Annotated in this window: 11 protein-coding genes; 5 read left to right on the plus strand and 6 right to left on the minus strand. The window is 63.9% G+C overall.

Annotated features, from left to right (window positions below; translation table 11 throughout):
• Positions 1-349: 349 nt before the first annotated feature.
• The 4 genes from ASH04_RS12350 to ASH04_RS12365 all read left to right on the plus strand — a co-directional run bounded on the left by ASH04_RS12350 (position 350) and on the right by ASH04_RS12365 (position 6018).
• The gene (locus ASH04_RS12350; protein WP_057473940.1) at positions 350-1648 is read left to right on the plus strand and encodes a glycoside hydrolase family 16 protein; all 1299 of its coding nucleotides are present in this window, start codon (positions 350-352) and stop codon (positions 1646-1648) included.
• 56 nt (positions 1649-1704) lie between these two features.
• Entirely contained in the window at positions 1705-4971 is a 3267-nt protein-coding gene (locus tag ASH04_RS12355) for a DUF4132 domain-containing protein (protein ID WP_057473636.1), read from the plus strand.
• A gap of 89 nt (positions 4972-5060) precedes the next feature.
• Complete coding sequence (locus ASH04_RS12360; RefSeq protein ID WP_057473637.1) at positions 5061-5402, plus strand: GNAT family N-acetyltransferase; 342 nt, start codon at positions 5061-5063, stop codon at positions 5400-5402.
• 40 nt (positions 5403-5442) lie between these two features.
• A complete protein-coding gene (locus tag ASH04_RS12365) occupies positions 5443-6018 on the plus strand; it encodes a hypothetical protein (RefSeq protein WP_052053454.1) in 576 nt (191 codons plus the stop codon).
• Between the two features lie 18 nt (positions 6019-6036).
• Here the strand turns inward: ASH04_RS12365 and ASH04_RS12370 are convergent, their stop codons facing one another.
• Positions 6037-6969 carry a DAPG hydrolase family protein gene (locus ASH04_RS12370; protein WP_230591999.1) on the minus strand — a complete coding sequence of 311 codons (933 nt, stop codon included), beginning with the start codon at positions 6967-6969 and terminating at the stop codon, positions 6037-6039.
• Positions 6970-7049: 80 nt separating this feature from the next.
• On the opposite strand from ASH04_RS12370, the gene ASH04_RS12375 reads away from it, so the two are divergent.
• Positions 7050-7664, plus strand: coding sequence for a TetR/AcrR family transcriptional regulator (locus ASH04_RS12375; RefSeq protein WP_051365040.1), 615 nt, complete (start codon positions 7050-7052; stop codon positions 7662-7664).
• Positions 7665-7679: 15 nt separating this feature from the next.
• Here ASH04_RS12375 and ASH04_RS12380 read toward each other — a convergent pair whose 3' ends face one another.
• Genes ASH04_RS12380 through ASH04_RS12400 form a run of 5 tightly spaced genes read right to left on the minus strand, consistent with a single transcriptional unit; the run spans position 7680 to position 12307 of the window.
• Positions 7680-8405 (minus strand): YoaK family protein, encoded by a 726-nt coding sequence (locus ASH04_RS12380; protein WP_045842079.1) that lies wholly within the window; start codon positions 8403-8405, stop codon positions 7680-7682.
• A gap of 50 nt (positions 8406-8455) precedes the next feature.
• On the minus strand, positions 8456-9208 hold the full coding sequence (locus ASH04_RS12385) for a TauD/TfdA dioxygenase family protein (RefSeq protein WP_057473638.1): 753 nt from the start codon (positions 9206-9208) through the stop codon (positions 8456-8458).
• On the minus strand, positions 9205-10230 hold the full coding sequence (locus tag ASH04_RS12390) for a D-alanine--D-alanine ligase family protein (RefSeq protein WP_057473639.1): 1026 nt from the start codon (positions 10228-10230) through the stop codon (positions 9205-9207). Before ASH04_RS12390 ends, ASH04_RS12385 begins: the two co-directional genes overlap by 4 nt.
• Positions 10230-11516, minus strand: a complete 1287-nt coding sequence (locus ASH04_RS12395; protein WP_032391891.1) for an ATP-grasp enzyme — start codon at positions 11514-11516, stop codon at positions 10230-10232. Before ASH04_RS12395 ends, ASH04_RS12390 begins: the two co-directional genes overlap by 1 nt.
• Positions 11513-12307 carry an O-methyltransferase gene (locus tag ASH04_RS12400; protein WP_032391955.1) on the minus strand — a complete coding sequence of 265 codons (795 nt, stop codon included), beginning with the start codon at positions 12305-12307 and terminating at the stop codon, positions 11513-11515. Before ASH04_RS12400 ends, ASH04_RS12395 begins: the two co-directional genes overlap by 4 nt.
• Positions 12308-12309: the final 2 nt, after the last annotated feature.

Raw genomic sequence — 12309 nt, forward strand, 5'->3', positions numbered from 1 at the left:
TGCGCACCGTCCCTCGAATTGTCGCGCCGGATCCTGCACGGGGCTGGCGATGCGCTCGTTTGCCAGCGAAATGATCGGTATGACGTCGTAAAAAGTCCAGATGCACGATTTGCTCGACAATTCGATTCGTGTGAAGAGATTTTCGATTCGGAGCAACTAGTTTAATATTCAATCTCTAATTCGTACCGGTCGTATTTCTTTGAATTATGCCTCTGACCAGGCGTTTAAGGGTGAATGCGAATTCACTGCGCAATGTCTGAATCATCCCTATGATTCGAGATGCCGGCAATCAATTGTATTTATCCGCCGTGTATCCAATGCGATGTTCGGTCTCTCGAAGGATGAAACCATGACTGTTTCAGGCCGTGCTGTTCTGAAGCGTTCCTTGGTGACGCTCGGAACCACCGTATTACTTTCGGCTTTCGTAGTTCACGCGCCACAGGCCGCGGCCGCCACCTCGGGACAGATCAAGACGCCCGCAGGGTTCTGCCTGGACAACAAGGGCGGTCTCACCGGACAGAACAATCCCGTCCAGATCTGGGATTGCAACGGTACCGGCGCGCAGACGTGGACCGGTACCGAGGACGCCACGATTCGAGTGCAGGGCCGATGCTTGTCGCCGGCATCGGGCTACGCGGCGGCCGGAGTCGCGTTGACGACGTGGGCGTGCAACGGCAAGCCCGCGCAGCAATGGTCGATCCGTGGGGACGGCTCGATCTCGTTGCTGCAGAAGACCGGCCTGTGCATTCAGAATTCGCGTGAGGTCAACGGAAACCGACCGGTGTTGGCGAAATGCAACGGGTCTGCTGCTCAGAAGTGGATCACCGCGACCACGCCGTTTCCGACGACACCGCCCACGACGACGCCGCCCACGACGCCACCGACCATTCCGTCCACCACGCCCAGCGGGGTAGCCGCTCCGGTGGGCGACCTACCCGGTTGGAAGCAGATCTTCGTCGACGACTTCGCGAAGCCTTCCGCCGTCGGCAGTTGGGCCAACGACTGCGATCCCACCAAGATCGTCTACGTCGGTGCTCAGAATCAGCAGTGGCGTACGTACCCCAAGTGCTACAAGGACACCTATCAGAAGCGCCCGTACCGAGCGGACGCCGTGCTGTCCACGCACGACGGCCTGCTCGATTACGGATTGCACAATGTCGACGGTGTCCCGGCCGGTGCCAGCGTCTCGCCGGTGATCAACGCGGCAGGGCAGAACCAGACATACGGAAGATACACAGCGCGATTCAAGGTCGATTCGGCAACTCTGGCCGAGTACTACGTTGCGTGGCTGCTGTGGCCGCAGTCCGAAAGATGGCCTGCGGACGGTGAAATGGACTTCCCCGAAGGAAGTCTCGCGGGGCAGGTCGGCGGCTTCCATCACTACTCGGGTGCCGGTTCGTGCGTCGGCGGCTGCCAGGACGTCGCTCGGAACATCGGCGCGAACTTCACCGATTGGCACACGTACACCATCGAGTGGTCCCCGGGCCGCGTTCGCTACATCCTCGACAACACCGTGGTTCTGGACAGCACCAAGTGGGTTCCCTCGGGTCCGATGCGCTGGGAACTGCAGACCGAGACCAACGGCACCGGAAACAGCAACGGGCATCTGTTGCTGGACTGGGTTTCGGTGTACAGCTGGACGGGATAGCCGAGGAGGTACCGGGACGACCCGTACGTTCGATGTTCCTGATCTAGGGTCGACGGGTGAGTGCGCAGCAGACCGAATGGCAGGTTCCCGCAGTGTGGTGGCGCCGCGGCGAGGCGTTTCACGGGCGCTCACCACAACCGAGAACCAGCGCTCGTGCGGCCACGCGAGCTCTCGTTGCCAAAGCTGCCGCCATCGACGATCTGCTCAGCCGAACGGCTGAACGGTTCAGCGAAACTGTCGACCACCCCGAGTCGGTGTCCCAGTACGCCGCGGCGGCGCACGCATTCGTCGACGGGCTCGGGTCGGGTGCCGATGTGACCCCGTCAGGCGCAGCTGTGACCCTGACGGTGGTCACCGACCAGCCCGAGCACACTATGCGAGTCCCATTCGTGGAGTTCGTCATCGGTCGATTCGGTGCGACCTTCGCCGCCGAGATGCTCGCCGAGGCGGTACGTGTGGAGTTGGTTACCCGGGAGCTCGTGCCGGATCGATCTCGCGCCCGGCACTCGCTGGGCGAGCGAGATCCCGACGACCTTCGCAACGTCGCGTTCGGCGCCGCAGCAAGCAGGGTCCGGACTGCATTGGCAGCCCTGCCCGACGGGGACTACACGGCCGCGGTGGACAGGCTCGCGTCGTTTCGCGGGGTGCATATCGGGTGCAATATCTTGACTTCGTTCCTCTTTCCGACCCAACAACACTGGGTTGCAGCAGACATCGAGCGGGCGACCACCGTCCACCGCTTCTACCGGGGCTATTGCTACTACCTGCTGGCCAGCGTCGACTCGGTCGAGTCCATCGACAAGGTTCTCGCCCTCGAGGAAACGCGAGATCACGCACTCTGGTCCACCGGGATGAGCATGAACTTCGTCTATGCGCTGTGCGCTAATATCGGGCCGGGCGTCGAGCCTTTCGTTGCCGAGCTCTTCGAGGGCAATCTGTCTGCGCAGCACAAGAAATGGTGTGCCGGGATACTGAGCGAGATCGACACCGACTCGGGGTTCGAGCACCTACTTGCCCGGTTGGGCAGCAAGTACGCAGAGCCCGCCATGATCGATGCAATAGGTCGATCTCCCGAGCGGGCCGCACGGTTACTGCCCGGCGCATCGGGTCCGGAGGCCGAGCGGCTGCGCCGGGATCTCGAGCGAGTCCACCCGGAGTTGACGAAATCCGAGCACGTGGCTGTCCCGACTCTCGATCCAGCGGATGTGCCCGCGCTGCTCCGTGATCCGCCGTGGCTCGACCGGGCCGACCTTGCCGATCGGGATGACAATCGGGTAATTCGGCTCGATCATCCCCGATCGCCGCCGCGTATCGTCTGGCGCGTCGACGAGCAACGCCAGTGGGTCGAAGCCGTCGATGGTTACGTGCCCTATCTGGGGCGCCGAGACTGGCCGGAGGTGGTCGCCGCCTTCGGTAGAGGTGCCGGTTACTGGTCGATGCACGAACTCGCGTATGCCCCGGAGCGTCTGTTACGCCCGGTTCTGGCGTACGCCCCCACACCGCGTTACGGGTATCGAGACGTGAGCGCCCTTCGGCGCCTGCTGGCCCGATTCGAGGAGGATGCACTCGACTTCGTGCTTCGGGCCGTCCTCGCCGCGCCGGCCGGGCAAGCGCAGGTTCTGCTCCCCATCGTCGGTGAGATCGTGACAGCGACAATGCTCGAATGGTTACACAAGAAGTCTTTCAGGCCGGTGGCATTCGAGTGGTTCGATCGCCATATCAACACTGCAGCAATTGATCTCGTTCCCCTCGCTCTCGGCCACCTCGGGCCGAAACGGACGCTCGCCGAACAAGCATTGCGCACTCTGGCGCGGCGGGGGCATCGTGACGCCGTGGTCACCGCAGCTCGGTCGTACGGAGAGTCTGCCGGCGCAGCGGTAGAGGGCATCGTCGACGCAGATCCTCTGTCCGCGCTGCCGCGACACATTCCGCAGATCCCCGACTGGCTCGACCCGGTGTTGCTTCCGCCGTTGACTTCACGGGGAGAAGGCGCTCGGCTTCCGGGCGACGCGGTACGCCATATCTGCACGATGCTCGCCCTGTCTCGTATGGATGAGGTGTACGCCGGAGTCGATATCGTTCGAGAACTCGTCGATCGGCGTGGGCTGGTCGATCTCGTCTGGGACGTGTTCGAGAGATGGTCGCGGGCCGGCTTCCCGGAGGCGCAGAGCTGGGCTCTCGACGCGCTCGGGACGGTGGGCGACGACGATACGGCGCGGCGGCTGACTCCGTTGATCAAGACCTGGCCGCTGCAGTCCGGGCACCGACGTGCCGCGATGGGGCTCGATGCCCTCGCCTCGATCGGCACCGACGCAGCGCTCGGCCACCTGTGGTCGATCTCCCAGGGGCTGCGGTTTCCTGCGCTTCGGGCCAAGGCCGACAACTTGATTCATCGAATTGCCGACGAGCTCGGTCTGACTCCGCTCGAACTTGCCGATCGACTGGTGCCGAACCTGGGGCTGGACGAGGACGGAACGACGACCTTCGATTACGGGGATCGAACGTTCGTGCTCAGGTTCGATCACGCATTACGAATCGTGGTCGAAGACAGTGACGGTAGACCCCGCGACCGCGTGCCTCGGCCCGGTCGTGGCGATTCCGACAGCGCGCGTGAGGAATACCGTCGGTACACCGAACTCCGGAAAGATCTCGACGGCGTGCGCGCTGAACTCATTTCTCGTTTCGAAAAGGCAATGGTGAACCAGCGGCGTTGGACGATGGCACAGGTTCGGGCGCATCTCGTCGGTCATCCGTTGACCTGGCAACTCTGCGGGCGTCTGGTGTGGTCGACAACGAACGGTCGCTGTTTCCGATCCTCCGAGTTGCGCGTCCCTGTCGGTGCCGACGGTCGCGATGTCGAGGTTCGGGACGAGGATCCGGTTGTCGTGGCGCACCCGGCAACGATGGACACTGTGCTCGGCAGCTGGGAGTTCATGCCGGAGCAGCCCTTCGCGCAGGTTCGACGCGAGGTGTTCCGTGCGGATGTCGCATCTGCGATGTCCGCACTCGAAGGACGAAAGACCACTACCGAACAACTGCTCGCGCTGAGCCGAAGGGGGTGGAGACGAGAGGACCCACAGGACAAGGGCGCACAGATCGCACTGAACAAGCCGTTGGACGATCGCACGACGGCAGTGATCATGGCGTTTCCCGGCTTCAACGTGTCGAGCCCGGCCCTGTGGGCGGAGCAGAAGATCGTCCATGTCTTTCACACCGGCGCGGAATTGTCGGTGATCATGGCATCGGAACTCTTGCGAGATCTGTCGACCATCCACACCGAGACCATCCGCGGTGACGAGCCGGACCTTCAGGGGGAGCCGTGACAACTTCCCTTCGTTGTACAGACGCGCGGTCTCGAGGGACGATCGTGCAAACGGGTGCGGTGTGCGCCTGTGACGAACGAGGAGTGCGAATGACGGTCGACAAAACCGGTGTCGAGGTCGAGATCGACCAGCAGGCAGACAGGTTCACGATTTCGGTCGAGGGCACACAGGTCGGCTTCACCGAGTTCGCCGACGACGAGCAGGGCAGGCGCGTCTTCTTCCACACCGAAGTGGATGCGGCCTACGGCGGACGTGGTCTGGCCACGATCGTCGTTCGGCACGCGCTCGACGCGACGCGTTCCGAGAACAAGCACGCCGTTCCGATCTGTCCGTTGGTGGCCGCGTTCGTCGGCGAACATCACGAGTACGACGACATGGTCGAGCCCGTCACGGACGATATTCGGCAGTGGTTGGCCGACCAGCAGGGATGATTCGTCGACCGATCGCCCGCCACGTGCGACGATCTGCAGCATGACCGATCCCGGACACCGCCCCGGCGGCACACATCTCTACCGTCGGTTGGTCACCCGGTCCGACGGCCCCTTGACGCCCGTTCGGGCGGCCAGGAGGCTCTCGGCGTACATCTACGGCAACATCCTGGTCCTCGCCGCGGTTGCCGCCTCCACGCCGAGTTCCATCGGGCACGGGACGGCGGCTGTTCTCGTAGCGGCCACTGCGGCAACGACCTTTCTCGCGCATGTGTTCGCAGATTTCGTCGCCGGGAGCCAGATACCGGAGGCGCACGGTGATGCGACGGACGAACAGCGCACGTTCGAGGCCATCGAGGAATTCCGGGATGCAGTCCCCATTCTGAGCTCCGGGACGTTTCCGGCGGCCATGCTGGCGCTCGGGTGGCTGTCGGTGCTTCCGGCGCAATGGGCCGAACTACTGGCCGGTGCGGTGATCGTCGTACGAATCGCCACCATACCGATTGTCACGGAACGAATTCGCGGGAACCGTCCGACGTTTCGGGCCCTGGTGATCGGGCTCGCCACTGCCGCCGTCGCGGCTCTCATCGTGCTGGCGAAAGTATTCTTGGGCCACTAGCTGCCCCTCGTGGACGGATCAACCGCCGAACTCTGCGTGCAGCTCCGGCAGAAACCCTGCGAGGTGGTTCATCTCCTGTCCGCAGTGCAGCAGCAGATCTCGGGCGAGGTCGAGTCCGAGAACGAGGTCGCCCGGATCCACGGACGCACCCCGGCGAACTGCGCACACGGCCTGCTTCGGATCGGGAACGTGCAATCCCCGTAGGTTCAGATAGAACCGGCTGCGCATCTCGGCACCGCCCTGCACCGGCCGAACCTGATGGGCGAGCCAGCCCAGATCCACCGGTGCGATGGAACTTCCCACTCGGCCGAAGACGACCGTCTGGTCTGGGGGAACGTCGAAACCGTGTGCAACAGGGTCACGGAAGCCGATACCCAGCTGCTGAAGCTTCGGGCCGACGTACTCGTCGACGAACGATGTGTTGCCGATGTACTTCGCCCTGTCCGGAATCGCGTGGGCCGTCCGGTCCTCGGCGAGTGCGGCGTGGAGGTGGGCATCGGGGTGCCACAGTTTGTAGCGGGCCGCCTCGGCGGAATGCCAACCGAACCACCAATCCCACATCGCTGCCGTGACCCGGGGCATCGCGGTGCGCACCGCCACGAACGTCATGCCGTCGGCGCGTCGTCCGTAGCCGGTTTCGATCGCCGAATATCCCGTCGGCGCGAGATCGGTTGTGATGGAATCGAAGTGCGGGACCCACTCGGGCGCTATCGGCGGCCCGCCGACTGCGTCGGTCACGACGGCCGGTGCCGGTGTCGTCCGTGCGGCGAAGAAATGGGCATAGGGCCGTCCTCGGTCGATGTCGCGGTAGCCCTGATACCGCTCGCCGCAGTGTTCGCTCGAACCGGTGCCGGGAGCTGCGACCGCTCGTGCTGCGGGGCCGAACACAGCCGTGGCCGCAGCCGCGGCGGCACCCACCATCATTTGTCGTCGCGACGGGCCGCGGCTCATCGGGCGGGGTTCCTCAACATCGGTTGAGACTACGACGTGACTTCGGCGACTGTCAATGGTGGGGCACTAGACTCCGTGGTATGAGTCCTGCCCGTCCCAAGGACGACGAGTCGAGAGTGCGTCGGCGCGACGAAATCGCCGCGGCAGCAATCGAAGTGTTGGCAACGCAAGGTTTTCGCGGCTTGACGCACCGGGCGGTCGACGCTGCAGCAGGATTGAGCCCCGGGTCGGTCAACTACCACGCGCCCACTCGCGGACGACTGTTGCACCTGGCGCTCGAGTTGTTGTTCGCCCGCGACTACGACACTGCCGGCGCGACCTTCGGTGGTCTGGTCGACGTCAAACCACTCACCGTGGACATCGTCGTGAACCGCATCATCGACTTCATCGAGGCGATGACCACCGGAGAAGCAACGAAAAGAGTGATCGCGCGCAGCATCCTGCTCGGTGAAGCGCAACACGATCGGGAAATCCGCGATCTGTTCGACTCTCAGCGGGCCGCGTTCGTCGCGTACACCCAGTGGATAGTCGCGTCGTTGGAATCCGAAGACCCCCAGGGGGATGCGGAGATGCTCGTCGTCATGATCGAGGGTCTCGTGGGGAGGCAGGTGCTGATCGGATCGCGGCTGCCACGTCCCGTCGTCGACCGAATGCTGCGCACGATCGTCGGCGCATCCCCGATGGTCACCGATTAGCCGATCAGCCACCGATCAGCCGAGCAACGAGTTCCGTTCGGTGTGTGTGAACGTGAAGATCGTTGCACCGAAGCTGATGAGCGCAGTGAGCAGTAGCACCTGCGGCCCGGTGATCACGACGCCGATGAACGCACCGACAGCACCTCCCGCCGCGAAGGAGCCCAGAAGCGTTGCGTAGCAGAGCCAGTCGTAGTGTGTTCCGCCGCCGAAGAGGTGACGCTCGATTCCCTGGCCGAGCTTGACTACCGTTCCGGTGACGTAACTGAGCGGGATGTACGTCTCCTCCTTCTTCGTGAACGCGGTGTTCAACGCGCCCAGCGCGAAGGCGACGAGGAGGATCGGGTAGAAGTTCACGTTTGCCGACGACCACCCGGAGACGGCGATGTCGATCAGACCCGCCGCTCCCAGCGCAACGGTGGTCAACACCGTCGCTCCATGGGGGTGGTTGGACCAGTAGCGGCGCCGACAGATCGACGAGACGATCACGCCGCCGAGAAACGCGGCCATGAGGGCCAATGCGGCCCAGGGTGACGCCCCCGGTGCCACCTCCTTGCCCTCCGGATGGCCGAAGTGTCCGACGACGGCTCGTTCGGTGTTGCCGGTCATGAAGGTCACGAAGTAGCCGGCGGAATGCAGGAACGCGACCGCACCCACCATGCCTGCCAGCCCGGACAGGATCCAGGACAGACGAGCTTCGGCGCCGACGGCTGTTTCGCGGCTGATCGCCAAGGGGGAAGTCATGACTCGATTCTCCGGGCGTTCGCCGCGGCGGCAAATCTTTGAGTCATCGGTCACATAGAGGCAGTCGGGTGGGTGCTCGCCACCATCCCGCGGTGCATCACCCGGTTGCCGACCACCCCGCTGTGATCCGCGCGGTGCATCACACACCTGTTGTCCCACATCACCATGTCGTCGGGGGACCAGTTGTGCCGCAGCAGGTTGTCCTCCCTCGTCGAATGCTCCACGAGGTAGCGAACGGTGTCTCGTGCTTCGTCTTCGGTCAGTCCGCTGATCGCGACACAGCGAGCGGGCGCGGACAGCGACAGCGCGGTGCGTCCCGATATCGGGTGAACGGCGAAGAGGGGATGGTCGGCGGAAGAATCGGCATCCGACGCCACGCCGGTCACTCTGTGCGTCACCGTGCGCCCGGCCAAATGCTCCTTCATTTCCGCTGGAAGCGTCTCGTATGCGGCGTATTGGTCGCTGAACAACGTACTGCCTCCGGCCGCGGGAACTTCGACCGCGCGTAACGCGGTGTAGGCGGGTGGATTCGGAATGTAGGTGGTGTCGACGTGGAACGTGGACTTCGGCGGCGTGGAGCGGCCGACGTTGCTGATGACGTTCAGATCCGGACAGTCGGGAACAGGCGTCTCGCCTTCGGTGAACATCAACTCTCCGAACCGGCGCAGGAACGCCAGGAAGCGCTGATCGTCGACGGGCTGGTTCGGCAGGATCAACACCCCGTGTTCGGCGAGGAGCTCTCGAAGTTGCTCTATTGAAACCGATTCCAAGTTCAGATCGGCCATCTCGATTCCCAACGTCATGACGACGACTCCTTCACCGGCAGTTCTTCGAGCGCGAATGCGAACAATTCTTCGACGGTGATGCCCGCGGCCGCGGCCATCACCGCCAACACGCTGGACGGCGAATAGGAGCAGTAGAGGCTGGCTTCGAGAAACCACGGCTCGCCGTCCGGGTCGATGCGGAAGTCGAACAGGCCGTAGTGCCGACATCCCAGTGCGATGTGACTCGATCGTGCTGCTGCCCAGACTTTTTCGGTGATCGGATCCGAGACGTCGACCGTCCAGGCTCTGGTCTGCTCTTTCGCGACCAGGTAGAGATCGCCGTCGGATGTGCGATTCAGCTTGTCCGCACTACTGCGGACGGAGTCCACAGCGTACTCCTCGAGGGGCAAGCACGCGAGTTCGCCATCTCGGACGATGATCCCGCACCGAACTTCACGACCCAGTGGAACGTACGTCTCCACCAGTGCCGCAGGCGAATACGTCAGAGCCTCTCGAATCGCGGGTGCCAGCCCGTCGGACTCGTGGACCAGCGAGACACCCATCGAGTTGTCGGAATCCACGGGCTTGACCACGACCGGCAGGGCGAGGTCCATCACGTCGTCGGCGGATCGGACGACCACGCCGTCGGGAACACGCACGCCGGCCGCCGCGACGACTGCGCGGGCGCGGGCCTTGTTCGCCGTCAACGCCATCAGGTCCGGACCGTTGCCGGGGTAGGGCACGCCCAGTAGATCGAACAGGCTGCGGTACGTCGTCATACCCGGCATGCAGAACATCTGCGGAACCATGACGTCGAAGTCTCGCACCGCGATGTACTCCACCGCCTGTGCCAACGGCATCTGCTGCGCCGCAGCGATACTCGAATCCTCGAGATCGGTGGGGAAACTCCAGAGGCCGCCGGGAGAGACGAACGCGATCTCGAAACCGTACGCGGGGTCGTTACCGAGGGCACCCAGGAAGCCGCCGGCGTAGACCCGAGAGAGATCACTGTGAAAGCGGTCCACCGAGGACCCGACGAGCACCACGACCGACAACGTCATCAGTCGCCTCCGTTTTCCACGAGTTTGCCGATGTTGAAATCGATTCGGGACCAGCCACGCCGCTCGCGGAGGTTCCGGATCAGCAACGACGGAATCTGAAGATGATGTACCAACAGATACGGCAGGGGATCCCAACCGGTGAGGATGGCGTCCTTGCCTCGAAAGATGGTGCGGAGCCGAGATACTCGATCACCCTCGGTGATCAGACGCCACAGCTCGTGGTAGATCCAGTACGTCGGCCGGGCCGTCGCACGCGGCACGATCTCGGCATGCCCGTCGTCGAGGTACGCGGCAGCCAGGTCGGGGTGGTCGTAGAACATCGTGATGGCCGAGTGGGTGCGCGGGTTGCATTCGATGGCGTAGATCCGTCCGTCGGCGGCGGACTCGATGAAGTCGAACGAAAGCTGCCCGGTGGTGTCGAGCGAGGAGACGAATGTCTCTACCCAGCGCAGGATTTCGGGCTTGTCCACCATCTCGTAGTTCACCTGGAAGGCGGACGACACGCAGCAGCCGTACACCTGCAGGCGACCCTCGCGCACCGTGCCGTGCGTGCAGTACTCCTGTCCGGCGATGAATTCCTGCAGGATCCACGGGTCGTTTTCGGTAATGTGCAGGCTCCGGGCGAACGCGGAGTTGCGTTCCGGCGTGTGCGCGGTCAGCCGTGTCAGATCCATTCGGCCGACCGGGTTGTACGAGATCCGCTTGAGGATGTACTCACGACCCGGCTCGAACTCGAACTCGTCGATCTGGGCGGGGTCGGTGATGCGCCTGAAGTCGGGAACACGGAGTCCCAATGACGCCGCGTGCTCGGAGAATCGGGACTTGTCGTCGACCATCCGTACGGTATCCGCGTCGCCGTGGATCACCTCGCAGTGCGCATCGAGGAGTGCACGCGCGTCGGCGTCGTGAATACTCGCGGCCGGGCTTGCCACGGGCACGAAGACGTCGACGCCCTCGCGGCGCACGATGTCCAGCAGAGCCTGCGCATATCCCGAATCACCCGGGTCGGGAATGCAATGGAAACGGTCGACAGCGCGGGAGAAACGATGTCCGGTCCAGCGGTACTTCGCCGATTCCACGAGGATCACCCGATGGCCGGCGAGATGGAAGGACCGTGCGAGTTGCAAGGCTTTGGTCATCTTGCCGCCACTGATCAGAATCGTTCTGGGCGAATCGGTTCGATGGGCGACGGGCCGGGTACCTCGCAGCGCCGCCACCCCCACCGCCGCGAGGTCGACGGGGAGGGTGACCGTGAGGCCGATCAGCGCCGCAACGGTGCGGATCATGTGCGCCGGATCAGTGTGACACCGTCGCGCAACGGAATCAGAACCTGTTCCACGCGAGGGTCGTTCGCGACATAGTCGTTGAACTCGGCGATGGCCCGGCCGTTCTCGTTCGGCTGCGGAGCGTAGGGCTGACCCTGCAACAGGGTGTTGTCGACGGCGATCACGGCACCGTCGGAGAGCAGATCGCTCTCGAGCAGGTACTCCACGTACCCGCGGTATCCGCTCTTGTCGGCGTCGACGAACACCAGATCGAACTTCCCGTCGAGCCCGTGAAGAGTGTCGAGCGCAGGCCCTACCTGCACCGAGATGGCAGATCCTGCAGTCGATTCCGCGAAGCAGGACTGCGCGAACTCGGCCACGTACGGATCCACCTCGCAGGCGACGACCTCGCCGCCCGCGGGCAGCGCCTCGGCCATCGCCAACGCCGAGTAACCGGTGAACATACCGATCTCGAGCACCCGAGTCGCCCGCGTCATGTGCACGAGAAACGCCAGGAAGCGTCCCTCCACATGGCCGGAGAGCATTTCCATCTCCAGGGGCCCGGAACCGGAGACCACGTTGCGTGATCCCCAATCCGCAGAGCGGGTCCGCGACGCCAACGTGGCCAGTGCCGCAGATTCGGAGGTGGTGCAGGTGTCGAGATACGGGTCGAGTCCCGCGGCGAGATCGCGGGCCCGATGAACACGGGTGGTCAACTCGTCGGTCACCCCGGCGTCGGCGTCGAGTAGCGAGGCTATCTCGCTGAGCTCGCGCGCCAGGATCGTCGTCGGGGTGACCGGACGCGGCGTCATGG

This window comes from Rhodococcus sp. Leaf233, from assembly GCF_001426165.1.
GTDB classification, from domain to species: Bacteria; Actinomycetota; Actinomycetes; order Mycobacteriales; family Mycobacteriaceae; genus Rhodococcoides; species Rhodococcoides fascians.

Coding starts and splice junctions, on each gene's coding strand:
- ASH04_RS12360 (WP_057473637.1), top strand. CDS start 5,061: ATGACGGTCGACAAAACCGGTGTCGAGGTCGAGATCGACCAGCAGGCA.
- ASH04_RS12365 (WP_052053454.1), top strand. CDS start 5,443: ATGACCGATCCCGGACACCGCCCCGGCGGCACACATCTCTACCGTCGG.
- ASH04_RS12375 (WP_051365040.1), top strand. CDS start 7,050: ATGAGTCCTGCCCGTCCCAAGGACGACGAGTCGAGAGTGCGTCGGCGC.
- ASH04_RS12380 (WP_045842079.1), bottom strand. CDS start 8,405: ATGACTTCCCCCTTGGCGATCAGCCGCGAAACAGCCGTCGGCGCCGAA.
- ASH04_RS12395 (WP_032391891.1), bottom strand. CDS start 11,516: ATGATCCGCACCGTTGCGGCGCTGATCGGCCTCACGGTCACCCTCCCC.
- ASH04_RS12385 (WP_057473638.1), bottom strand. CDS start 9,208: ATGACGTTGGGAATCGAGATGGCCGATCTGAACTTGGAATCGGTTTCA.
- ASH04_RS12370 (WP_230591999.1), bottom strand. CDS start 6,969: ATGAGCCGCGGCCCGTCGCGACGACAAATGATGGTGGGTGCCGCCGCG.
- ASH04_RS12400 (WP_032391955.1), bottom strand. CDS start 12,307: ATGACGCCGCGTCCGGTCACCCCGACGACGATCCTGGCGCGCGAGCTC.
- ASH04_RS12350 (WP_057473940.1), top strand. CDS start 350: ATGACTGTTTCAGGCCGTGCTGTTCTGAAGCGTTCCTTGGTGACGCTC.
- ASH04_RS12390 (WP_057473639.1), bottom strand. CDS start 10,230: ATGACGTTGTCGGTCGTGGTGCTCGTCGGGTCCTCGGTGGACCGCTTT.